Annotated in this window: 20 protein-coding genes; 4 read left to right on the top strand and 16 right to left on the bottom strand. The window is 59.6% G+C overall.

Translation table 11 applies throughout. The features are described from left to right. Positions 1 to 21 precede the first annotated feature (21 nt). The 15 genes from pheT to AC097R_RS13235 all read right to left on the bottom strand — a co-directional run bounded on the left by pheT (position 22) and on the right by AC097R_RS13235 (position 18,224). Positions 22 to 2,457 (bottom strand): phenylalanine--tRNA ligase subunit beta, encoded by a 2,436-nt coding sequence (pheT, locus tag AC097R_RS13165; protein ID WP_479598601.1) that lies wholly within the window; start codon positions 2,455 to 2,457, stop codon positions 22 to 24. 51 nt (positions 2,458 to 2,508) lie between these two features. Continuing rightward, a complete protein-coding gene (gene pheS / locus AC097R_RS13170; RefSeq protein WP_479598602.1) occupies positions 2,509 to 3,579 on the bottom strand; it encodes a phenylalanine--tRNA ligase subunit alpha in 1,071 nt (356 codons plus the stop codon). Positions 3,580 to 3,692: 113 nt separating this feature from the next. Further along, entirely contained in the window at positions 3,693 to 4,052 is a 360-nt protein-coding gene (rplT, locus tag AC097R_RS13175; protein WP_087494119.1) for a 50S ribosomal protein L20, read from the bottom strand. A 25-nt stretch (positions 4,053 to 4,077) separates the two neighbouring features. Then, positions 4,078 to 4,281 (bottom strand): 50S ribosomal protein L35, encoded by a 204-nt coding sequence (gene rpmI, locus AC097R_RS13180; RefSeq protein WP_094481090.1) that lies wholly within the window; start codon positions 4,279 to 4,281, stop codon positions 4,078 to 4,080. Positions 4,282 to 4,445: 164 nt separating this feature from the next. After that, complete coding sequence (gene infC / locus AC097R_RS13185; protein ID WP_479599550.1) at positions 4,446 to 5,036, bottom strand: translation initiation factor IF-3; 591 nt, start codon at positions 5,034 to 5,036, stop codon at positions 4,446 to 4,448. Between the two features lie 88 nt (positions 5,037 to 5,124). After that, positions 5,125 to 7,038: a threonine--tRNA ligase gene (gene thrS / locus AC097R_RS13190; RefSeq protein ID WP_479598603.1), complete on the bottom strand. Its 1,914-nt coding sequence runs from the start codon at positions 7,036 to 7,038 to the stop codon at positions 5,125 to 5,127. 205 nt (positions 7,039 to 7,243) lie between these two features. Beyond that, entirely contained in the window at positions 7,244 to 7,852 is a 609-nt protein-coding gene (locus tag AC097R_RS13195; protein WP_479598604.1) for a 2'-5' RNA ligase family protein, read from the bottom strand. A gap of 78 nt (positions 7,853 to 7,930) precedes the next feature. Continuing rightward, positions 7,931 to 9,250 (bottom strand): isocitrate lyase, encoded by a 1,320-nt coding sequence (gene aceA / locus AC097R_RS13200; RefSeq protein ID WP_479598605.1) that lies wholly within the window; start codon positions 9,248 to 9,250, stop codon positions 7,931 to 7,933. Between the two features lie 424 nt (positions 9,251 to 9,674). Continuing rightward, complete coding sequence (locus tag AC097R_RS13205) at positions 9,675 to 11,144, bottom strand: aldehyde dehydrogenase (RefSeq protein ID WP_479598606.1); 1,470 nt, start codon at positions 11,142 to 11,144, stop codon at positions 9,675 to 9,677. 42 nt (positions 11,145 to 11,186) lie between these two features. Further along, complete coding sequence (locus AC097R_RS13210) at positions 11,187 to 12,047, bottom strand: ABC transporter permease (protein WP_479598607.1); 861 nt, start codon at positions 12,045 to 12,047, stop codon at positions 11,187 to 11,189. 10 nt (positions 12,048 to 12,057) lie between these two features. After that, the gene (locus AC097R_RS13215) at positions 12,058 to 12,987 is read right to left on the bottom strand and encodes an ABC transporter permease (RefSeq protein WP_479598608.1); all 930 of its coding nucleotides are present in this window, start codon (positions 12,985 to 12,987) and stop codon (positions 12,058 to 12,060) included. A gap of 8 nt (positions 12,988 to 12,995) precedes the next feature. Beyond that, positions 12,996 to 14,096, bottom strand: a complete 1,101-nt coding sequence (locus AC097R_RS13220) for an ABC transporter ATP-binding protein (protein WP_479598609.1) — start codon at positions 14,094 to 14,096, stop codon at positions 12,996 to 12,998. Positions 14,097 to 14,188: 92 nt separating this feature from the next. After that, a complete protein-coding gene (locus AC097R_RS13225) occupies positions 14,189 to 15,349 on the bottom strand; it encodes an extracellular solute-binding protein (RefSeq protein WP_479598610.1) in 1,161 nt (386 codons plus the stop codon). An 84-nt stretch (positions 15,350 to 15,433) separates the two neighbouring features. Then, positions 15,434 to 16,828 (bottom strand): aspartate aminotransferase family protein, encoded by a 1,395-nt coding sequence (locus tag AC097R_RS13230; protein WP_479598611.1) that lies wholly within the window; start codon positions 16,826 to 16,828, stop codon positions 15,434 to 15,436. A 28-nt stretch (positions 16,829 to 16,856) separates the two neighbouring features. Further along, the gene (locus tag AC097R_RS13235) at positions 16,857 to 18,224 is read right to left on the bottom strand and encodes a glutamine synthetase family protein (protein WP_479598612.1); all 1,368 of its coding nucleotides are present in this window, start codon (positions 18,222 to 18,224) and stop codon (positions 16,857 to 16,859) included. Between the two features lie 195 nt (positions 18,225 to 18,419). Between AC097R_RS13235 and AC097R_RS13240 the strand changes: the two genes are divergently transcribed. Next, complete coding sequence (locus AC097R_RS13240; protein WP_479598613.1) at positions 18,420 to 19,385, top strand: DMT family transporter; 966 nt, start codon at positions 18,420 to 18,422, stop codon at positions 19,383 to 19,385. On the opposite strand, the gene rraA is transcribed toward AC097R_RS13240, so the two are convergent. Continuing rightward, complete coding sequence (gene rraA / locus AC097R_RS13245; RefSeq protein WP_479598614.1) at positions 19,369 to 19,890, bottom strand: ribonuclease E activity regulator RraA; 522 nt, start codon at positions 19,888 to 19,890, stop codon at positions 19,369 to 19,371. The genes AC097R_RS13240 and rraA overlap by 17 nt on opposite strands. 178 nt (positions 19,891 to 20,068) lie before the next feature. On the opposite strand from rraA, the gene AC097R_RS13250 reads away from it, so the two are divergent. From AC097R_RS13250 to AC097R_RS13260, 3 genes are all read left to right on the top strand, one after another. After that, a complete protein-coding gene (locus AC097R_RS13250; RefSeq protein WP_479598615.1) occupies positions 20,069 to 20,503 on the top strand; it encodes an SWIB/MDM2 domain-containing protein in 435 nt (144 codons plus the stop codon). Between the two features lie 173 nt (positions 20,504 to 20,676). Then, on the top strand, positions 20,677 to 21,687 hold the full coding sequence (locus AC097R_RS13255; protein WP_479598616.1) for an ABC transporter permease subunit: 1,011 nt from the start codon (positions 20,677 to 20,679) through the stop codon (positions 21,685 to 21,687). Next, positions 21,687 to 22,586: an ABC transporter permease subunit gene (locus AC097R_RS13260; protein WP_479598617.1), complete on the top strand. Its 900-nt coding sequence runs from the start codon at positions 21,687 to 21,689 to the stop codon at positions 22,584 to 22,586. Before AC097R_RS13255 ends, AC097R_RS13260 begins: the two co-directional genes overlap by 1 nt. Positions 22,587 to 22,593 lie beyond the last annotated feature (7 nt).

Genomic DNA, 22,593 nt, shown 5'->3' on the forward strand with positions numbered 1-22,593 from the left:
CTTATCTCGTGGATGGTCAGGTCAAACGCGCTGGCGGGCAGCGACCGCCGCAACCAGTTGGTCCACCACGGCTTTCACCGCGGTTTCAATTTGTTCTTCGGTCAGGGTCGCTTCGTCGCTGTTGAGCGTCAGGCGAACGGCCAGGCTACGATCGGTTGCGCCGTCTGCGGCCACCACATCCTTGGCGAGTTTGGGGCGGTACACGTCGAACAGCTGCGCATCACGCAGCAGGCCCGATGTAGGCGCGGCCCACACAGCGGCCATGAGGGCGGCATGGGTCACGCTGTCGCCCACTACCACGGCGATGTCGCGCTGTACGGCCTGGAACTTGGCTACCGGCTTGAATTCGGGGACCGGGCGGGCCAACACGGCATCCAGCGCCAGCTCAAACACCACGGGCGCCGTCGCCAGCTCATACGACTGGCGCCACTTGGGGTGCAACTCACCCACATGGCCAATCACCTTGCCGTCCAGTACCACCTGGGCGCAGCGGCCTGGGTGCATGGCGGGGTGGGTACCGGGCGCGAACTCGGCCCTCAACGGTGCCAGCAAGGCTTCCACATCGCCCTTCGCGTCGAAGAAATCGACGCCCTGCTCATTGCGGCCCCACTGCAGCGCGTCGGCACTGCCGCTTACCAAGCCGGCGATGCGCATGGGTTGATCGAAGCCTTCCACGGTGGCGTCGGTGCTCTTGACCGATGCGTCGCGCAGGAACACGCGGCCAAGCTCAAACACGCGCACGCGCGGTGCCTTGCGAGCGGCATTGAAGCGCAACACCTGCAAGAGCGAACCGATCAGGGAGGAGCGCATCACGCTCATCTGGCTGGCAATCGGGTTCAGCAGCTTGATCGGGTTGGGGTTGCCGGCCAGCTCATGCTCCCAGCGCTCTTCCACAAAGCTGAAATTGATGGTTTCCTGGTAACCCAGAGCGGCCAGCGCGCGGCGCACGGCAAACGGGCTGCGCTGGGCTTCCGCACGGATCTTGGCCGTGATGGGGGCCAGCGGCGGCGTGTGCGGCAGGTTGTTGTAGCCCACCATGCGGGCCACTTCTTCGATCAAGTCTTCCTCGATCTGCAGGTCAAAGCGGTAGGACGGGGGCGTCACGGTGACCGTACCTTCGCCGTCGGTCACCGGCAAGCCCAGACGCTTCAGGGCGCCCGCGCACTGCGCCTGGGTCAGTGGCATGCCGATGACCTTGACAGCACGCGCCACGCGCAGGGTGACCTGCGCGGGCGTCGGCACGTTGGCTTTCTGGTCGTCCACGGGGCCGCAGGTGGTGGCGGGAGTGCCGCAGATCTCGATGATCAGTTGTGTGATGCGCTCGATGTGCTCCACGGTCAACGCGGGGTCCACACCGCGCTCAAAGCGGTGACCGGCGTCGGTGGAGAAGTTGAAGCGGCGCGAGCGGCCGGCGATCGACTTGGGCCACCAGAACGCGGCCTCCACGTAGATATGCTGGGTGTCGTCGGACACGGCGGTGGCGTCACCGCCCATGATGCCGGCGAGCGACTCCACCTGGGAATCGTCGGCAATGACACCGACCTTGTCGTCCACCGTGACGGTGTTGCCATTCAGCAGCTTGAGCTGTTCGCCCGGCTTGCCCCAGCGCACGTCCAGACCACCATGAATCTTGTCCAGATCGAAGATGTGCGACGGACGGCCCAGCTCGAACATCACGTAGTTGGAAATGTCTACCAGCGGGGTCACGCTGCGCTGGCCGCAACGGGCTAGGCGGTCCACCATCCACTGGGGGGTCTTGGCTTTGGTGTTGACGTTGCGCACCACGCGGCCCGAGAAGCGGCCGCACAGATCGGGGGCGCTGATCTTCACGGCCACCTTGTCTTGATTCGTCACAGCCACCGGGACAATGGGTGCGGTGATCAGCGGCGCGCCGGTCAGAGCCGCCACTTCGCGCGCCACGCCATAAATGCTCAGGCAATGCGCGAGGTTGGGCGTGAGCTTGAGGGTGAACAGCGTGTCATCCAGGTCCAGGTACTGGCGGATGTCCTGGCCCAAGGGCGCGTCCAGTGGCAGCTCCAGCAGGCCGCCATGGTCTTCGGACAACTTCAATTCGCGGGCCGAGCACAACATGCCCTGGCTTTCCACGCCGCGCAATTTCCCGACCTTGATCAGAAAAGGCTTGCCATCCTCACCCGGCGGCAACTCGGCCCCTACCAGGGCGCAGGGAATGCGAATGCCCACGCGGGCATTGGGTGCGCCGCAAACGATGTTCAGCAGCTCGGGCTGGCCCACGTCTACCTTGCAGACGCGCAGGCGGTCGGCGTTGGGATGCTGCTCGGCTTCCTTGATCTCGCCGACCACGATCTTGGTGAACGGGGGCGCGACGGGCTTGAGTTCTTCGACCTCGAGCCCGGCCATGGTGAGCGTCTCCGCCAGCTCGGCGGTGGAGATGGAAGGATTGCAGAAGGTACGCAGCCAGGATTCAGAAAATTGCATGGTCAGTCAGGCGAGGTATTTGGCGGTGGGCAGTGGCAGGCGCTTGTCGGTTTACTGGAACTGGGACAAGAAACGGATGTCACCGTCAAAGAACAGGCGCAGGTCGTTCACGCCATAGCGCAGCATGGTCAGGCGATCCGGGCCCATGCCGAAGGCAAAACCGATGTATTTCTCGGGGTCCAGGCCCATGTTGCGGATCACATTGGGGTGCACCTGGCCGGAGCCAGCCACTTCCAGCCAGCGGCCGGCCAGCGGGCCGGTCTGGAACTGGATATCGATCTCGGCACTGGGCTCGGTGAACGGGAAGAAGCTGGGGCGGAAGCGCAGCACCAGATCGTCCGACTCAAAGAAGGTGCGGCAGAAATCGGTGAAGACGAACTTCAGGTCTTTGAAGCTCACGTTCTCGCCCACCCACAGGCCTTCGCACTGGTGGAACATGGGGGAATGCGTGGCATCGCTGTCCACACGGTAGGTGCGACCGGGGGCGATCACGCGGATCTCGGGCATGTCGCCAGAGAACAAGCCGTCAGCGGAGGCACCTGCGGCCGCGCGGTGTGTTTTGACGTGCTGCACCGCATAGCGGATCTGCATGGGGCTGGTGTGGGTGCGCAGCAGATTGGGCGCGGTCTCAGAGCCGCCTTCTACATAGAAGGTGTCATGCATGGAGCGTGCGGGGTGGTCTTCGGGCGTATTGAGCGCGGTGAAGTTAAACCAGTCAGACTCGATTTCTGGACCTTGGGCCACTTCAAAACCCATAGAGCCGAAGATGGCCTCGATACGTTCCAGCGTCAGCGACACGGGGTGCAAACCGCCCTGCCCGCGCTGGCGACCTGGCAGGGTCACGTCCAGAGCCTCAGCCTGGAGTTGCTTGTGTAGCTCGGCATCTGCCAACGCCTGGCGGCGCTCGGTCAGCGCGGCTTCGATGGCCTGCTTGGCCACGTTGATAGCGGCACCGGTTGACTTTTTCTCTTCCACGCTGAGCGCGGCCATGCCTTTCATCAGCTCGGTCATGCGGCCGGACTTACCCAGAAACAGGGCTTTGGCATTTTCCAGATCGGCGGGCGTCACGGCCTGCGCGAAAGCGGCTTTGGCGGTGTCAACGATGGCGTTCAACTCGGTCATAAATTCTTGTGTGACTGTTTATGTCATTGAAAAAGGGCTAGTGCTTTTTCAAGCGCTAGCCCTTGTTTCTGGTGCGCCGAATGCTACAAAATTAGTAGCAATCAGCCGCGAACTCAAGCAGCCAGTTTGGCTTTCACTTGTTCCACGATGCCAGCAAAAGCAGCCATGTCATGGATCGCGATATCGGACAAAACCTTACGGTCAATCTCGATGTTCGCTTTCTTCAGACCATTGGCAAACTGGCTGTATGTCAGACCGCATTGACGGGCCGCAGCGTTGATACGCGCGATCCACAACTGACGGAACACACGTTTCTTGGTACGACGGTCACGGTAGGCATATTGCCCAGCCTTCATTACCGCTTCTTTGGCGATACGGAAGACATTACCGCGGCGACCACGGAAACCTTTTGCAAGGGCCAGAACTTTTTTGTGGCGGGCGCGAGCCGTTACACCACGTTTGACGCGAGGCATGTGATTACTCCTTGTTCGTCGTTAATTAAATACCACGACCGGGCAGCATCTGTGCCATGTGACCCATATTGGTCTCATGAACTCCAGTGGAGCCGCGCAAGTGGCGTTTATTTTTGGTGGTCTTCTTGGTCAAGATGTGACGTTTGAAGGCTTGACCGCGCTTGACGGTTCCACCTGGACGGACGCGGAAGCGTTTCTTCGCCGCGCTCTTGGTCTTCATTTTGGGCATGTTCATGCTCCTTTTCATTTGTGCTCGTGAGGCGTCCGGAAAACTACTTCCAGCCTTGTTGGCCCCGAGCCACTTTTTAAGTGATGCGTTTTACCGCCCCACTGGTTGGCGAACCCGAAGATTCGCCGTTCACCCCGGCAGGTGACCAGACCTGCCGAGAGAATTTATGCCGCAGATTCCGCTGCGGGTTTCGGTGCACCACCACCGGGCTTTTTACGGCCTGGGGCGATCATCATGATCATTTGGCGACCTTCCAGCTTCGGGAATTGCTCCACGAGGATGGTGTCACCCAGTTCGTCGCGCATGCGCTGCAACATCGCCAAACCAATTTCCTGGTGGGTGATTTCGCGACCCCGGAAACGCAAAGTGATCTTGCACTTGTCGCCTTCGGCCAAGAAACGCTTGATATTGCGCATCTTGATGTTGTAGTCGCCGTCATCGGTACCCGGACGGAACTTGATTTCCTTGATCTCAATGACCGTCTGCTTGGCTTTCGCTTCCGCCGCTTTTTTCTGTTCCTGGTATTTGAACTTGCCGTAGTCCATCAACCGGCACACAGGCGGGTTGGCAGTTGCCGCAATTTCAACCAGATCCACATCCAGCTCCCCTGCCATGCGCAGGGCTTCCATCAGGCTGACGACACCAAGAGGCTCATTTTCGGGGCCAGAGAGGCGAACCTCTGGGGCCATGATTTCCCGGTTAAGACGGTGTTTGCGTTCTTCACGCTGACGGCGGTCACGAAATTCAGTAGCGATGGCTCAATCCTTCACAATTTTTGCTACACAAATAGTAGCGATTGCCGCACAGCACGCGCCGTCAAACCGGGTTTTCTTGGGTAGAACCTCAAGCCGCTGATTTGTTGGCAATGTCACTCGTGATTCTTTGAACAAAGGCATCAAGGGACATTGCACCGAGGTCTTGACCACCCCGGGCGCGCACTGCGACAGCGCCTGCTGCCATCTCTTTGTCGCCAATGACGACCAAGTACGGCAGCTTTTGCATCGAATGCTCCCGTATTTTATAGGTTATTTTCTCGTTGCGCAGATCTAAATTGACCCTAAGCCCTTGATTTTGCAGCGTTTTGGCCACGGAACGGCAGTAATCGGCCTGTGCATCGGTGATATTGAGCACCGCCACCTGCACCGGTGCCAGCCAGGCTGGCAAGGCGCCAGCGCTGCCTTCAATCAAGATTCCGATGAAACGTTCCAGGCTGCCGACGATGGCGCGGTGCAGCATGATGGGTCGGTGGCGTGCACCATCTTCGCCTACAAATTCTGCGTCCAAGCGCTCCGGCATGTTGGGATCGATCTGGATCGTGCCGCACTGCCAGGGGCGACCTAGCGCGTCTTTCAGCGTGTACTCGATCTTCGGACCGTAGAAAGCACCCTCGCCCGGCAGATACTCAAATTCGCAACCAGACGCACGCAGGCCTTCGGCCAAGGCTGCCTCGGCGCGATCCCAGCTTTCTTCAGTGCCGATGCGCTGCGCGGGGCGGGTTGCAATCTTGTAGATGATGTTGTGGAAGCCGAAGTCTGCGTAGACCTTTTGCAGCAAGGTCGTGAAGTTCTTCACTTCTTCCTGGATCTGGTCTTCGGTACAAAAAATGTGGCCGTCGTCCTGCGTGAATGCGCGCACGCGCATGATGCCGTGCAGGCCGCCTGACGGCTCATTCCGGTGGCAATTGCCAAACTCGCCAAAACGCAGTGGCAGGTCGCGATAGCTCTTGATGCCCTGCTTGTAGATCAGGATGTGGCCTGGGCAGTTCATGGGCTTGAGCGCGTAGTCGCGCTTTTCGGACTCCGTGACGAACATGTTCTCGCGGTACTTGTCCCAGTGGCCGGTCTTTTCCCATAGCCCCTGGTCCAGGATCTGCGGGCCTTTGACTTCGAGATAGCCGTTGTCCTGGTACACCTTGCGCATGTACTGCTCCACGCCCTGCCAGAGCGTCCAGCCCTTGGGGTGCCAGAACACGGTGCCGGGGGAATGCTCATCAATATGGAACAGGTCCAGCTCGCGACCCAGTTTGCGGTGGTCACGCTTTTCAGCCTCTTCCAACATGGTCAAATGCTGCTGCAGCTCGTCCTTCGTGGCCCAGGCCGTACCGTAAATGCGTTGCAGCATTTCATTCTTGTGGTCACCGCGCCAGTAGGCACCGGCCACCTTCATCAGCTTGAAGAACTTCAGTTTGCCGGTGCTAGGAACGTGCGGGCCGCGGCACAAGTCTTCGAACTTGCCTTCGCGGTACAGCGACACATCCTGGTCCGCCGGGATGCTTTCAATAATCTCGGCCTTGTAATGCTCGCCCAGGCTCTTGAAATACGCCACCGCCTCGTCACGCGGCAATACGCGGCGCGAGACTGGCTCGTCCAGAGACGCCAGCTGCGTCATCTTCTTTTCGATGGCAGCTAGGTCGTCTGGCGTGAAGGGGCGCTTGTACGAGAAGTCATAAAAGAAGCCATGCTCAATGACGGGCCCGATCGTGACCTGCGCATCGGGGAACAATTCTTTGACCGCGTAGGCCAGCAAGTGAGCCGTAGAGTGGCGAATCACCTCAAGACCGTCCGCGTCCTTGGCGGTGATGATGGACAGCGCGCTATCGGCTTGCATCTGGAAGCTGGTATCGACGACTTTGCCATCCACCTTGCCTGCCAAAGCAGCTTTGGCCAGGCCTGCGCCAATGGAGGCAGCGACCTCGGCCACAGTGACTGGGCCGGGAAATTCGCGTTTGGAACCGTCAGGGAGCGTGATGTTGATCATGGTGGATACCGAAAAAGAGTGAATCAGAAAAGCAAAAAGCGCGGAGAGGTCCGCGCTTTACTATGAATTTGGTAGCTGGCAGCGCACAAGGCGCGCGGACTACGGCCTTATTCGCTGATGAATGTCGCCGGTGTAGTTCGCGGTGTCATAACCAAACTGCCTTTCTCGCTCTTATACAAATGTTGAGCGCCGATTTTAACCGCAGTTAGTGCTGCAGTGGCCAGCGGCCCAGCAGATCGTAAATGCCCTTGCCTCTATGGCTGCGGATCAGGACGAACTCGCGCGCTACCCAGCGCACCGACGCGATGGCATGTTCAGCTACGACATGCTTGTCGTAGGCCACTGTCATATGCGGCGTAAAACTGGGCTTGGGACGAACGCCCTGGCTCCGCATTGCTTCGCCGAGTTCCTCGCGAAAGGCGGTCAGTTTGCGGGTGCCTTCTACGCCCGACAGCACATAGGTGCCGCTACTGGGGTAACTCAAAGCGCAATCGAACTCGACCTCAAATGCATCACCAGCCAGCGAATCGCCAGCCCGAACAGCCGCATCCACGGTGTCCGGCGGCAGCTCTTCATAGTTGCCCAGGTCGTGCAAAGTGACATGCAATCGATGCGGCAACAGTGGCTTGCCGGTCAGCCCACGCGCCTCCAGCAAAGCACCGGCACGTTGCGCGAGTTCGCTTGCGTCATCTGGCGTCGGAAAGATGGAAAAGAACAGTGAGTACGGCTCAAGCTCGCCCTTGATCTTGGGCTTTTTGGCTGGCGCCGGTGGCGGCAGATTGCCAAATCCGGGGAATGAAAGCTGTTCAGACATGGAACGTCTACCCTCCTTCAAATAAAAAAGCCGAGTCTCTTTGCAGAGACCCGGCTTCCTATTATGAAAGAACGGTGCTTAGTGGAACTGCTCTTCTTCGGTCGAACCGGTCAGCGCAGTCACGCTGGATTTGCCGCCCTGAATCACCGTGGTGATCTCGTCGAAGTAACCGGTGCCCACTTCTTGTTGGTGAGACACAAAGCTGTAGCCGCGCTCGCGGGCTGCGAATTCGGGCTCTTGCACCTTCTCCACATAAGCCGACATGCCACGCTTGACGTAGTCTTGGGCCAAGTCAAACATGTGGTACCACATGTTGTGGATACCAGCCAAAGTGATGAACTGGTACTTGTAACCCATGGCGCCCAGTTCGCGCTGGAACTTGGCAATGGTCGCGTCATCCAGGTTTTTCTTCCAGTTGAACGATGGCGAGCAGTTGTAGGCCAGCATCTTGCCGGGGTGTTTGGCGTGCACGGCATCGGCAAACTTCTTGGCGAAGTCCAGATCGGGCGTGCCGGTTTCGCACCACACCAAGTCTGCGTATTCGGCGTAAGCGACGGCGCGGCTGATGGCCTGGTCCATGCCCTTCTTGGTCTTGTAGAAACCTTCGGCGGTGCGCTCGCCGGTCAGGAATGGCTTGTCGTTTTCGTCATAGTCGCTGGTCAACAGATCAGCAGCTTCGGCATCGGTACGGGCGATCACCAGAGTAGGCACGCCATACACGTCGGCAGCCATACGGGCGGCGATCAGTTTTTGGCAGGCTTCGGTCGTAGGAACCAGCACCTTGCCGCCCATGTGACCGCATTTCTTCACGGAAGCCAATTGGTCTTCGAAGTGCACACCACCCGCGCCAGCGCGGATCATGGCCTTCATCAGTTCGTAGGCATTCAACACGCCACCGAAACCGGCTTCGGCGTCAGCCACGATAGGTGCGTGGTAGTCGATATAACCCTTGTCGCCAGGGCCAACACCCTTGGACCACTGGATTTCGTCCGCACGGGTGAAGGAGTTGTTGATGCGCTCCACGACCTTTGGCACCGAGTCCACGGGGTACAGCGACTGGTCGGGGTACATGGCGGAGTATTCGTTGTTGTCCGCAGCGACTTGCCAGCCGGACAGGTAGATGGCCTTCACGCCCGCCTTGACCTGTTGCATGGCTTGACCACCAGTCAATGCGCCCAGGCAGTTCACATAGGGCTCGTTGTTCACCAGGTCCCACAGCTTCTCGGCACCGCGGCGAGCCAGTGTGTGCTCAACCTGAAAGGAACCGCGCAAGCGCACGACATCGGCAGCGGAGTAACCGCGCTTGATACCCTTCCAACGGGGGTTGGTGGCCCAGTCTTTTTCCAGGGCGGCGATTTGTTGTTCGCGGCTCAGTTGTTCTGTGATCGATTGCGGCATGAGAACACTCCTAGGTTGGTTAAACGTTGCGGCCTGGTTTTGTCATGCAATTCCGGTGCCGATGGATGAATTCTAAGTCTTATATAAGACATATTTTTAATCTTATGTCTTATATAAGACTTAAATTTATTCGTTTAAATTCAATAACTTAGAAGATTAATATTGAATAGTGAAATCACAGGTGTGTATGTGAAATACATAAGCAGCTTTTGCTCACGGAGGAGTTCACCATGCGAAATGGTGCTACGTATCGCAAAACGACAGCCACGCTAGCCCCGTACGCATGCACCGAACGTGGGCCGTAGCACGGTGCAATCGCGCCCCAGACCAGGGCAACATATGAATAAAAATGGGCTCTAGCCCTCGCAGAGTATGCGCGAGCAGCTATGAAAATCAGAGCAACCCGCTAACCAGCCGGGCACCTTCACACCGGACTGTCGATGCGAATCCAGGTGGTTTTGGTCTCGGTGTACTTGTCCATGGCGTGCAGGGACTTGTCGCGCCCTACCCCGCTTTGCTTGTAGCCACCAAACGGAACGGTGATGTCGTCCTCGTCGTACTGATTCACATGCACGGTGCCGGCGCGCAGCGCGCGCGCGACGCCGTGGGCCTTGTTGATGTCGCGCGTCCAGACCCCCGCTTGCAAGCCATAGATGCTGTCGTTGGCCTGGCGCACCACCTCGGCCGCATCGGTGAATGCGGAGACCGCCAGCACCGGGCCGAAGATCTCTTCCCGGGCTATCGTCATATCGGGGCGCACACCGTCAAAAATGGTGGGCTGCACATAGCAGCCGCCGCTGGACTGCAACACTTGCTCACCACCGGCGATCAGCGCGGCGCCCTGCTGCTTGCCACTGTCGATGTAGCGCAGCACGCTCTCCATCTGCACCTTGTCCACCAGTGCGCCCATCACCGTTTCGGGCAGCAAAGGGTTGGCCGGCGCGTAGCCGGGCACCAGTGCCAGGGCCCTCTCCAGAAACTGGTCCTTGATGCTGGCCTCCACAAACAGGCGCGACGGCGCATTGCAGCTCTCGCCCTGGTTGAAGAAGATACTGCCCACCGCCGCCTGCACCGCGCGGTCCAGGTCCGGGCAATCGGCAAATACGATGTTCGGGGACTTGCCACCCAGCTCGGTCCAGACGCGCTTGATGTTGCTTTGCCCGGCCATCACGTGGATCTGCTTGCCCACGCGCGTAGAGCCGGTGAACGCAATGCAATCCACATCCATATGCAACGCCAGGGGCGAACCCGCTTCAGGCCCAAAGCCGGGCACCACGTTCAGCACGCCGGCAGGAATGCCCGCCTCTAGCGCCAAGTCGCCCAGGCGCAGCGCCGTGAGAGGCGACTTCTCGCTGGGCTTGAGCACGACGGAGTTGCCAGCGGCCAAGGCCGGTGCGATCTTCCAGGCGGCCATGATCATGGGGTAGTTCCACGGGACGATGACACCGACCACCCCCACGGGCTCTCGTGTGATCAGGGCCAACGCGGTGTCGGGCGTGGGTGCGATTTCGTCGTACACCTTGTCCACCGCCTCGCCATACCAGCGCAGGCAGTTGGAGGCGCTGTTTACATCTACCGCGCGGGCGTACTTCACGGGCTTGCCCATGTCCCAGGCCTCGGTGGTGGCCAATTCGTCCGCGTGCGCCAGCACCAGGTCGGCAAAACGGATCAGCACGCGCTTGCGCTGCGCCGGGGGCAGGCCACGCCAGCGTTTGTCGTCAAACGCAGCTCGGGCGCTGCGCACGGCGAGGTCAATGTCGGTGTCGGCACAGCGCGCCACCTGCGTCAGGATGCTGCCATCCACGGGGGAAATGCAGTCAAACACTGCGCCGCTCTGGGCCCCCACGCGCGCACCGTTGATCAGCGCACGTCCATCAAATGTCATATCAGGCATGGCAATGTCCTTGAGGTGCGCAACCAACAGCAGCGCAGTGGGTCAAACCGGATTCAGGGCAGCGACTTCCGCACGCGCAGCCGCCGCAATCTCGCGCTCACGCTTGCGCGACTGGCGCGCCACCCACACGCTGTAGCCCACGATGACGCAGGTCACCGTAGTGATGAGCAAGGTGGCGGCTGCGTAGATGGTCGGATTGATGCCGCGGCGCGCGTAGCTGAAGATCACCTGCGGCAAGGTGCTGACACCGGGGCCAGACAGAAATTCGGAGATCACCACATCGTCAAACGACAGCGTGAACGACAACAGAAAGGCTGCAAAGATGGCCTGCGCAATCTGCGGCAGCGTGATCAGCAGAAATACTTGATGGGGTCGTGCGCCCAGGTCCATCGCAGCCTCTTCGATAGAGCGGTTCATCTCCAGCAGGCGCGACTGGATCACCACCATGCCATAGGCCATGCCCAGCAGCGTGTGGCCCAACACGATGGTCAACATGCCGCGCTCGGGCCAGCCCAGGAAGTTTTGCGCGCCCACCATCAGCAGCAACAGCGAGAGGCCAATCACCACCTCGGGCATCACCAGCGGCGCATTGACCATGCCGGAGAACACGGTGCGGCCAATAAATCGGCGGTAGCGCACCAGCACAAAGGCTGCGAACGTGCCCAGCACCGCCGACAGCACGCCAGTGACCGTGGCGACTTTCACCGAGAGCCAGAAGCCTTCGACGATCTTGGTGTCACGCGTGAGTGCGTCGTACCAGCGCAGCGAGAAGCCGGTGAAGTTGGCGTCCTGCCGTGTGCTGTTGAAGGAAAATACGACCATGAACAGCAGCGGCACGTACAGAAACACGTACACCACCGTCAGCCACAGCTTGCCGAAATTCTTTTCCACAAATGCTTTCATCGCGCGGCCCTCAATGGCGCCCACCGGACTGCTCGGAAGCCTCGCCGGTGTAGTGGTAGTACATAGCCAGGGGCACGATGATGATGGCGATCATCACCACCGCCAACGCCGTGGCGCGCGGCCAGTTGTTGGCCGTGAACATTTCGTCCCACACTACGCGGCCAATCATGATGTTCTCCGGACCGCCCAGCAGCGAGGGAATCACAAATTCGCCCACCGCGGGGATGAACACCAGCATGAAGCCCGCCACAATGCCGGCCTTGGACAGCGGCACCGTCACTAGCCAAAACGCCTTGAACGGCGAAGTGCCCAGGTCATAGGCGGCTTCCAGCAGACGGAAGTCCATCTTCACCAGGTTGGCGTACAGCGGTAGCACCATGAAGGGCAGGTACACATAAGTCATACCCACCAGCATGGAGACATTGGTGTACAGCATCTGGATGGGCTCATCAATGATGCCCAGGTACAGCAGCGCCTGGTTCACCACGCCCTGGTCCGCCAGGATGCCCTTCCACGCATAGACGCGCAGCAGAAACGACGTCCAGAATGGCAGCATCACCATCATCAGCAAGGCGGGCCGCACCGTGGGTTTGGAGCGCGCGATGAAATAGGCAAACGGGTAGCCAATGCCCAGGCACAGCAACGCCGTGCACAACGCGTACCAGAGCGAGCGCAGATAGGCCTCGATGTAAAGCGTGCGGAACAGCCCCCCGTCCTCACCGTTGCGGAAGATGGACCAGTAGTTCTCGTACTTGAGCTTGAGCAAGCCGGTCTGCGTGTCCCAGATCGGCTTGAACGGGTGGATATCTCCGGCCATGTCTACAAAGCTGATGTAGGCCAGGATCAGGAATGGCAACAGGAAAAACACGGTCAGCCAGGTGAACGGCACGCCGATCACAAAGCGCCGGCCGGGCATGGGAAAGCGGGATGGGGACTGCATGCCGAGTCCTAATCGCGCAACACGATGCCGGAGCGGTCGCCCCACCAGAAGAAGACATTGTCTTCCCAGGTGATGTCGCTGAGTTCCTGGCGCCGGGTGTTGGCTTCCATGATCTTTACCTTGGTGCCATCGGTGGCCACCACGATGTAGGTGTTGTACGAGCCAAAGTAGGCAATCTCCTTGACCTGGCCGGTGAACACGTTGTGTCCAACATTCGGTCGGGTCTTGCTGATCTCGATTTTCTCGGGCCGCACGGCAATGCCTACGGGCATGTTCAGCGTGCCACTCACGCCATGGCCGACCTGGATTTCACCAATGCCGGTGATGGCCGCGCAGCGGTCATGCTCGTCCACGCTGAGGTGGCCGTCAAAGATGTTCACATTGCCAATGAAGTCCGCCACAAAGCGGTTCGCCGGGTGCTCGTACACCTCTTCGGGCGAGCCCACCTGCAGCACGCGGCCCTTGCTCATCACCGCAATGCGGTTGGCCATGGTCATGGCCTCTTCTTGGTCGTGGGTCACCATTACGCATGTCACGCCTACTTTTTCGATGATGTTAACGAGCTCAAACTGGGTTTGTTCGCGCAGCTTCTTGTCCAGCGCGCCCAAAGGTTCGTCCAGCAACAAGAGTTTGGGCCGCTTGGCCAGGCTGCGGGCCAGGGCTACGCGCTGCTGTTGCCCACCCGAAAGCTGATGCGGCTTGCGCTTGGCGTAGGCGCCCAGCTGCACCAGGTCCAGCATCTCGCCTACGCGATGCTTGACTTCGTCACGCGGCAGGCCTTCGCGCTTGAGGCCAAAGGCCACGTTCTCCCAGATGTCCAGGTGCGGAAACAGCGCGTAGGACTGAAACATCATGTTGATGGGTCGGTCATACGGGCGCAGCTTGGCGACGTCCTGGCCCCCCAGCAAAATGCGGCCCGAAGTGGGCGACTCGAACCCCGCCAGCATGCGCAGCAAGGTGGATTTGCCGCAACCCGAGCTTCCCAGCAGGGCAAAAATTTCGCCCTGAGCGATGGAGAGAGATACCTCGTCCACCGCCAGCGCCTCGTCAAAGCGCTTGACCAGTTTTTCGGTCACCAAGTAACCCGCGTTATCCGCTTGTGCTGTCATCAATTGATCCCTGCTGAATACGACCGCGCCATGAAAAAGGGCTGTTCATACGCCATGTACAAACAGCCCCTGTTGGCGTTTACACCAAAACCTTACTTGCCTTTTTTGAACGCGTTGTAAGCGTTGGCCAGTGCCTCACGGGCTTCGTTGCTGAAGCTGCTGGGAGGAACCATTTTGGCCAGGTAGTCGGCTTCCACGAAGATGGTCTTGTTGCCAGCGATTTCAGGCTTGACCTTGTCAACAGCCGCCTTGTTGCCGGTGTTGTAGGTCATTTCATTCGCCATTTGCGCTGCGTTTTCAGCACGCAGATAGAAGTCGATGAACGCATGGGCGTTGTTGGGGTGCTTGGCATCCTTGGTCAGCGCGATGGAGTCAATGAAGATCAGGGCGCCAGTGCTGGGCAGCAGGGCTTCGATCACGTCTTTGGAGCCGTTGTCACGGGCGCGGCCCGCAGCGATGTTGATGTCACCCGCCCAGCCAATGGCTGCGCAAGCCTTGCCGCCAGCGATGTCGTCGATCATGGTGGCGCTGAACAAACGTACATCCTTGCGAACCTTGGCCAACATGGCGGTCGCGGCTTTGTAGTCTTCGGCGTTGTTGGAATACGCATCCTTGCCGATGTAGTGCAGGGCTGCTGGCAGGATTTCGGTAGGCGAATCCAGGTAGGCAATGCCGCAAGACTTCAGCTTGGCCGTGTACTTGGGGTTGAACACCAGGTCCCATGCGTTTTCTGGCATGGGCATGCCGCCCAGGGCTTTTTCGACCTTGGTCTTGTTGATGCCCACGGTTGTGAAGCTCCAGGCCCATGGCACCAGGTGTTTGTTCTCTGGGTCAGCCTTGGTCATGACGGCCAGCAGGGCCGGGTCCAGGTTGGCCAGGTTCTTGATCTTGGATTTGTCCAGCGGCTGCAGCAGGCCGCCTTCGATCTGGCCCTTGGCAAAGACGGTGCCGGGCACCACGATGTCGTAACCGGTATTGCCGGCCACCAGCTTGGCTTGCAGGGCTTCGTTGGTCTCAAAGGTGTCGTAGTTCACCTTGATGCCGGATTCCTTCTCAAACGCGGCCACCATGCCTTCGGGGATGTAGTCAGGCCAGTTGTAGATATTCAGGACTTTTTCTTCCGCGTTGGCTGCAGGAGCAGGCGCGCTAGCCACTGCAGCGGGCGCGGGAGCAGCCGCTGCGGGCTCCTCTTTTTTGCCACAAGCCGTCAAAACCAACGCCGCTACGGCGACGGAACACAGGGTGTACTTCATGTTGGAGCTCTCCGTTACAAAAATAGAGGAAGAAAAGTCAGAAATATGCGAAGCAAAAAACAGACCAAAAGATTATAGAAGTGCTTAGACCAGCCCACGGGCCTTCAGATCCACCAAAGTGCGGTCCAAAGCCAAACGGATCAGGCGCATCAGCTCGTCAATGTCAGATTTCGTCATCACCAGCGGTGGAGCAATGATCATCCGGTCGCCCACGGCCCGCATGATGAGGCCATTGCCAAAGCAATGGCCCCGGCAGACCATGCCCACACCATCGTCGGCGTGGAAGCGCTCCAACGTCTTCTTGTTCTTGACCAGCACCAAGCCGCCGACAAAGCCGCAGGTCTCGGCGTGCGCCACCAGCGGGTGCTCGTTCAGCTCGGCATAGCGCTGCGCGAAGTAGGCACCTGTCTCGCCGCGTACCTTCTGGGGCAGCTGCTCGGCTTCCATGATGTCCAGGTTGGCCATGGCCACCGCGCAGGCCACGGGGTGGCCGCTGTAGGTGTAGCCGTGGTTGAACTCGCCGCCCTGCTCTATCAGCACCTGGGCTACACGGTTGCCCACCATCACACCGCCCAGAGGTACGTAGCCGCTGGTCACGGCCTTGGCAAAAGTCACCAAGTCGGGCTTGTAGCCAAACTTCTCGTAACCGAACCAATGGCCCAGGCGGCCGAATGCGCAAATCACCTCGTCGCTGATCAGCAGGATGCCGTATTTATCCACGATGCGCTGGATCTCTGGCCAGTAGGTGCTGGGCGGGATGATCACGCCCCCGGCCCCCTGCAGCGGTTCGGCAATGAAGGCCGCCACCTTGTCAGGCCCCACTTCCAGAATCTTGGCCTCCAGCCAGCCCGCCGCGCGCACGCCAAATTCCTCGCGCGACTCGCCTGCAATGGCGTTCTCGAAGTAGTACGGCTGCTCAATGTGGGTGATGTTGGGGATGGGCAAATCGCCCTGCGCGTGCATGCCACTCATGCCGCCCAGCGAGGCGCCCGCCATGGTGCTGCCGTGGTAGCCGTTGATGCGGCCGATGATGACCTTGCGCTGCGGCTGGCCCAGCAGGTCCCAGTAGCGGCGCACCATGCGCACATTCGAGTCATTGCTCTCGCTACCGCTGCTGGAATAGAACACATGCTGGAAGCTGCGCTCCCCCACCGGTGGCGCCAGGGACGCCAGGCGCGCCGCCAACTGCACGGCCGGCACATTGGTAGTCTGGAAGAAGCTGTTGTAGTACGGCAGCGTCATCATCTGCGCATGGGCAGCATCGGCCAGGGCCTTGCGGCCATAGCCCACGTTCACACACCACAAGCCGCTCATGGCGTCCAGAATCTGCTGGCCTTCAGAGTCCCAGACATAAATGCCCTCGGCCCGCGTGATCACGCGGGCGCCGCGGCTGGAGAGGTCCTTGAAATCGGTGAACGGGTGCAGAAAATGCGCGCTGTCCAACGACTGGATCAAGGCGGTGTCAACAGAGGTAGTCATGGCGGTCATTGCGGGTTGGGTGAACGAGTCAGACGTGGAGCAGCAAGTGCTCCCGCTCCCACGGCGAGATCACCTTCATGAACTCGTCAAACTCCAGCTCCTTGATCTCGGTGTACACCGTCACAAACTCCTTGCCCAGGATTTCGTGCAGGTCCGATTCCTTGCGCAGCCAGTCCAGCGCCTCGCCCAGGCTGCGGGGCAGCGCATAGGGTGACAGGTAGGCGTCGCCACGCATTTCTGGCTTGGGCTTGATCTTGTTTTTCAGGCCCAGGTAGCCACAGGCTAGCGTCATGGCCATGGCTACATAGGGGTTGGCATCGGCGCCAATCACACGGTTCTCCACGCGACGCGCAGCGGGCGATGAAATCGGCGAGCGAATGCCAACCGTGCGGTTGTCGTAGCCCCACTCGATGTTGATGGGCGCTGCGGTGTTGCGCGACAGGCGGCGGTAGCTGTTCACATAGGGCGCCACCAGCACCATGGCCGCAGGGATGTAGCGCTGCAAGCCGCCGATGTAGTGGAAAAAAGCCTCGGACGGCGTACCGTCTTCGTTGCTGAACACGTTCTTGCCGGTCTGCACATTCAGCAGGCTTTGGTGCACATGCATGGCGCTGCCGGGCTCGCCCGCAATCGGCTTGGCCATGAAGGTGGCGTACATGTCGTGGCGCAACGCGGCCTCACGCACTGTGCGCTTGAAGAAGAACACCTCGTCGGCCAGACCCAGCGGCTGGTTGTGGAAGAAGTTGATCTCCATCTGCCCTGCGCCGACTTCGTGGATCAGCGTGTCCACATTGAGCTCCATCTTGTCGGAGTAGTCGTAAATCTCTTCAAACAGCGGGTCGAACTCGTTCACCGCGTCAATGCTGTAGGCCTGGCGGGAGGTCTCGGCGCGGCCACTGCGGCCAATGGGTGCACGCAACAGCGTGTTGGGGTCGGTGTTGCGGGCCGTCAGATAAAACTCCAACTCGGGCGCCACGATGGGTTGCAGGCCTTCGGCCGCATACAGATCACACACGCGACGCAGCACGCTGCGTGGGGCAAAGGGCACCAGCTTGCCTTCGTGGTCAAAACAGTCGTGGATAACCTGCGCCGTGGGGTCGGTGGCCCAGGGAACAATGCGCACCGACGACGGATCGGGCCGCAGTTGCATGTCTTTGTCCGTGGGGTCGACCACGTCGTAGTACGGGCCGCTCTCAGGAAACTCTCCCGTGACCCCCATGGCCACAATGCCTTGCGGCAAGCGCATGCCGCGGTCTTCGGTGAACTTGGCGCGGGGCAAAATTTTGCCGCGCGCTACGCCCGTCAAATCGGGCACCAGGCATTCCACCTCCGTCACTCTCCGTTCATTGAGCCATTGCTCCAGATCGTTGAAGTTCATTGGTTTGTTTTCACTCATTCCCTACTCCTTGCTGTATGCACCGCAAGAGGCGTGCCCATCGCGGGTGGCAACGCGGTGCTGGCTTGGCTACAAGAGCCTGATGCCATTGTGCTGCATAAACGCACCACCCAAGTGCATGGCCCCGCCCTGACCAAGGCCGCGTGTTACATGGTGTATCGTCGTGCGCTTGTTTCTTACCCGCCGCCCCGCTGCATGACCCACACCCCTGCTGTCCTCGCCCATCCCCCACGCTGGATTGCCTACAGTTTTCTGGCGCTCAGCATGTCTCTGGTCGGCAGCTATGTGGCACTGTCCAAGCCCTTGGTGGCCGCTCTTCCCGTATTTCTGTTGGCCTGGCTGCGCTTCGGCATTGGTGGGTTGGCCATGGTGCATTGGCTCAAGCGCCCGGCGTCTGAACTGCCCATGACACCGGCTACGCGCAAGCTGGTGTTTCTGGAATCGCTCTTGGGCAATTTCCTGTTCTCAATCTGCATGCTGTTTGGTGTGAGCATGACCACCGCGGTGTCTGCGGGGGTGATCATGGCGTCCATCCCCGCCGTGGTGGCACTCATGAGCTGGGCCTTTTTGAAGGAACGCATTGGCCTGCGCACCTGGGCCGCGGTAGCTTGCAGCGCGCTGGGCATCAGCATGCTGGCGCTATCAAAAGGAGAGCTGTCCGCGCACCATTCATCGGGGCCAGAGGGCGATTTAGCCCATAACCAGGCGCTGTGGGGCAACTTGCTGGTGTTTGGCGCCGTGCTGTGCGAAGCGGCTTACGCGGTGATTGGCAAGAAGCTGACCGGCGCTTTGTCACCCAAGCGCATCACCGCACTCATCAACCTCTGGGGCTTTGCGCTCATGACGCCCATGGGCCTGTACATGGCGTGGCGCTTTAACTTTGCATCGGTGGCCACGGGCTCCTGGGTGCTGCTGGTCTTCTATGCGCTGGCCGCCAGCGTGTGGACGGTGTGGCTGTGGATGACGGGCCTGAAGACCGTGCCCGCAGCCCGCGCTGGTGTGTTCACAGTCATGCTGCCCATCTCGGCCGCGCTGGTGGGTGTGCTGGTGTTGGGTGAAAGCCTGGGGGGCCTGCAGCTGCTGGCGTTTGGCATTGCGCTGTTGGGCGTAGTGTTGGCCACCCTGCCCTCGCGCAGTGCGGCGGCTACACCAGCGGCGTAGCCGACACGACCATACCGTCTTCATCGGCATAGAGCCAGTCGCCCGGGCGGACCCACACGCCTTGCAACTGCACCGCCACATTCGCTTGGCCTTGGTTGCGTTTCTCGGTGGGCAGCGGCATGGGTGCCAGTGCGCGGATGCCCACGGCCTGCGTCGCCAGCTCGGCGGTATCGCGCACGCAACCGTCAATCACCACACCGGCCCAGCCATTGCGCGCAGCGGCCGCGCCCAGGTTTCCACCCAGCAGGGCTTTGCGCAACGAGCCACCACCGTCCACCACCAGCACCTGGGCCACGCGGCCGGTGGGCGTGTCCAGCCAGCCTTGCGAATCCACAGCGGCTTTCACCAGCGTGTTGTCCTCAAAACACTTCACCGTGACCACCGGGCCCGCAAACTTCAGCGCCTGGCCGAAGTCACGAAACACCGGTGGCAATACCCGAAAGGCACCCGAGGTGTCGCCCTTGTGGGCATCGCAAAGGTCACAGGTTGTAAATGGCAGGCTCATCTGGGGGCGCTCCTTTTCGGTGTTGCGGGCTATTCTCCAATGAAAAAAACAACATTCCCCAATGAAAATTGCAGTTTCTCCCTTGGAAACGCGCTTTTTTGCCATTAGCATCCGGGTTACCAGTGAAGAAGCAGTTTTTTGCTGGTGATTAATCAATCTTCTAGAAGGACAATCAATCATGGCAACTGCGAAAAAAGCACCGGCAAAAAAAGCCGCTCCCGCAAAGAAAGCGGCTCCTGCTAAAAAGGTAGCAGCACCAGCGAAGAAAGTCGCTGTAAAGGCCGCTCCGGCCAAGAAGGCGGCTCCCGCCAAGAAAGCTGCTCCCGCTAAAAAGGTTGCAGCCAAGAAGGCTCCCGCCAAGAAGCGCACCGTGAACGCCGCGTTCATGAAAGCCCTAACTCCCAGCTCCGCATTGGCGGCTGTGGTTGGCGCAGCTGCTCTGCCCCGCACTGAAGTGGTGAGCAAGCTGTGGACGTACATCAAAAAGAACAAGCTGCAAGACGCAGTGAACAAGCGCAACATCAACGCCGACGCCAAGCTGAAGGAAATCTTCGGCAAGGCCCAGGTCACCATGTTTGAGTTGGCTGGCCTGATCGGCAAGCACCTCAAGTAAGCAGCACCTGCACAGCGCTAAAAAGGCCGGCTCATCCCCGGCCTTTTTTGTTGGCATCAGCATTGCTAGTCACTTCGGCGACTGGTAGCCAACCTCATAAGGGAAACTCACTAGTCGTTATTGGCTTCGATCAACACTTTGCACTGCTGTGCACGCCTAGAATTCGCCCCTTCATGCTGCGCTTCCTACTCACCCGATTCAGCCTCGTCATTCCCACATTTTTTGGGATGACACTGCTCGCTTTCTTTCTAATCCGTTTGGTCCCAGGAGACCCCATTGAAACCCTTGCAGGCGAGCGAGGCATTGATGCCACGCGCCACGCGGTGCTCCTCAAAGAATACGGTCTTGATCAGCCCCTGATGGTGCAATACGGCATCTACATTGGTAAGGTGCTCAAGGGTGATCTAGGCAAGTCGATTATCACGCAGGAGCGTGTACTAACAGAATTCGCAACCTTGTTTCCTGCGACTATCGAGCTGGCACTTTGCGCCATCATCTTCGCCTTGCTAATAGGTATTCCAGCTGGGATTTTGGCGGCGGTAAAGCGCAACTCGATCCTTGACCATGGTGTTATGGGCGTGTCTCTAGCGGGCTACTCCATGCCTGTTTTCTGGTGGGGCTTGTTGCTCATCTTGTTGTTCTCGGTGCAGCTGGACTTAACGCCCGTATCGGGCCGCATCAGTGTGCAGTTCTTCATTGAGCCCACCACAGGCTTCTTACTGATCGACAGCCTGCTTTCAAACGACAGGGGGGCCTTCCTTTCGGCGCTGTCGCACCTGATCCTGCCTACCATCGTGTTGGGCACCATCCCGCTTGCCGTGATTGCGCGCATGACGCGCTCGGCCATGCTCGAGGTAATGGGCGAAGACTACATCCGCACCGCCAAAGCCAAGGGCCTGACCGGCCTACGCGTCGTGGCGGTGCACGCCTTTCGCAATGCCCTGATCCCGGTCGTCACTGTTATCGGCCTGCAGGTTGGCCATTTGTTCACCGGAGCAATCCTGACAGAGACAATCTTTTCCTGGCCTGGTGTTGGCAAATGGCTGATTGAAGCCATTAGTCGACGTGACTATCCTGTGCTACAAGGCGGCATGCTCCTGCTCGGCGTGGTTGTCATGACCGTGAATCTATTGGTAGATATCACCTACGGCATCATCAACCCCCGCATTCGCCACCAAAAGTAATGACTACTACCGCTATTCATACGCCGGTGGCGTTGCAACCCTCTCATCCGCTGCAAGAGTTCTGGCGCTACTTTAGAGTCAACAAGGGCGCCATGGCTGGGCTCGTCATCGTAGTGTTTGTGTTGCTGATGGCCCTGTTCGCACCTTGGTTGGCGCCTTACGCTCCAGACCTGACCAACAACGCAGCCTTTCTGAAGCCCCCGGCTTGGCAAGACGGCGGCTCATCTGCTCACCTGCTAGGTACGGACGCCATTGGACGGGACATCCTCTCGCGCCTCATGTTCGGCGCCCGCCTCTCTTTGGTCATCGGTATTGCCGTGGTGTCCATTTCGGTGATGGTCGGCACCGTGTTGGGCCTGGTTGCAGGTTACTTCAAGGGTCTGCTGGAAATCGCCATCATGCGCGCCATGGATATCATCCTCACGCTACCCAGCCTGCTGCTGGCCATCGTGATTGTGGCCATCCTTGGGCCCGGCTTGGTCAATGCCATGTTGGCCGTGGCGATTGTGGTGCTGCCGCACTATGTGCGCATCACACGTGCCGCCGTGATTGCCGAAACCTCGCGTGACTATGTGACTGCCGCACGCATGACTGGCGCCAGCCACCTTCGTCTGATGTTCAGCGAGGTACTGCCTAACTGCACGGCGCCGCTGATCGTGCAAGCTTCACTGGGTATTTCCACCGCGATTCTGGATGCAGCCGCACTAGGCTTCCTGGGCCTGGGCGCACAGCCACCCTCCCCCGAGTGGGGCACCATGCTGGCCGATGCACGCGAATTTGTGCTGCGCGCCTGGTGGGTGGTGACTTTCCCCGGCCTGGCCATTTTGATCACTGTGCTGGCGTTCAACTTGCTTGGGGATGGACTTCGCGATGCGCTGGACCCAAAGCTCAAACGTTAAGCTGAAA

Source organism: Rhodoferax sp. ZS1R25 (genome assembly GCF_056521335.1).

Coding starts and splice junctions, on each gene's coding strand:
- pheT (WP_479598601.1), bottom strand. CDS start 2,457: ATGCAATTTTCTGAATCCTGGCTGCGTACCTTCTGCAATCCTTCCATC.
- pheS (WP_479598602.1), bottom strand. CDS start 3,579: ATGACCGAGTTGAACGCCATCGTTGACACCGCCAAAGCCGCTTTCGCG.
- rplT (WP_087494119.1), bottom strand. CDS start 4,052: ATGCCTCGCGTCAAACGTGGTGTAACGGCTCGCGCCCGCCACAAAAAA.
- rpmI (WP_094481090.1), bottom strand. CDS start 4,281: ATGCCCAAAATGAAGACCAAGAGCGCGGCGAAGAAACGCTTCCGCGTC.
- thrS (WP_479598603.1), bottom strand. CDS start 7,038: ATGATCAACATCACGCTCCCTGACGGTTCCAAACGCGAATTTCCCGGC.
- AC097R_RS13195 (WP_479598604.1), bottom strand. CDS start 7,852: ATGTCTGAACAGCTTTCATTCCCCGGATTTGGCAATCTGCCGCCACCG.
- aceA (WP_479598605.1), bottom strand. CDS start 9,250: ATGCCGCAATCGATCACAGAACAACTGAGCCGCGAACAACAAATCGCC.
- AC097R_RS13205 (WP_479598606.1), bottom strand. CDS start 11,144: ATGCCTGATATGACATTTGATGGACGTGCGCTGATCAACGGTGCGCGC.
- AC097R_RS13210 (WP_479598607.1), bottom strand. CDS start 12,047: ATGAAAGCATTTGTGGAAAAGAATTTCGGCAAGCTGTGGCTGACGGTG.
- AC097R_RS13215 (WP_479598608.1), bottom strand. CDS start 12,987: ATGCAGTCCCCATCCCGCTTTCCCATGCCCGGCCGGCGCTTTGTGATC.
- AC097R_RS13220 (WP_479598609.1), bottom strand. CDS start 14,096: ATGACAGCACAAGCGGATAACGCGGGTTACTTGGTGACCGAAAAACTG.
- AC097R_RS13225 (WP_479598610.1), bottom strand. CDS start 15,349: ATGAAGTACACCCTGTGTTCCGTCGCCGTAGCGGCGTTGGTTTTGACG.
- AC097R_RS13230 (WP_479598611.1), bottom strand. CDS start 16,828: ATGACTACCTCTGTTGACACCGCCTTGATCCAGTCGTTGGACAGCGCG.
- AC097R_RS13235 (WP_479598612.1), bottom strand. CDS start 18,224: ATGAGTGAAAACAAACCAATGAACTTCAACGATCTGGAGCAATGGCTC.
- AC097R_RS13240 (WP_479598613.1), top strand. CDS start 18,420: ATGACCCACACCCCTGCTGTCCTCGCCCATCCCCCACGCTGGATTGCC.
- rraA (WP_479598614.1), bottom strand. CDS start 19,890: ATGAGCCTGCCATTTACAACCTGTGACCTTTGCGATGCCCACAAGGGC.
- AC097R_RS13250 (WP_479598615.1), top strand. CDS start 20,069: ATGGCAACTGCGAAAAAAGCACCGGCAAAAAAAGCCGCTCCCGCAAAG.
- AC097R_RS13255 (WP_479598616.1), top strand. CDS start 20,677: ATGCTGCGCTTCCTACTCACCCGATTCAGCCTCGTCATTCCCACATTT.
- AC097R_RS13260 (WP_479598617.1), top strand. CDS start 21,687: ATGACTACTACCGCTATTCATACGCCGGTGGCGTTGCAACCCTCTCAT.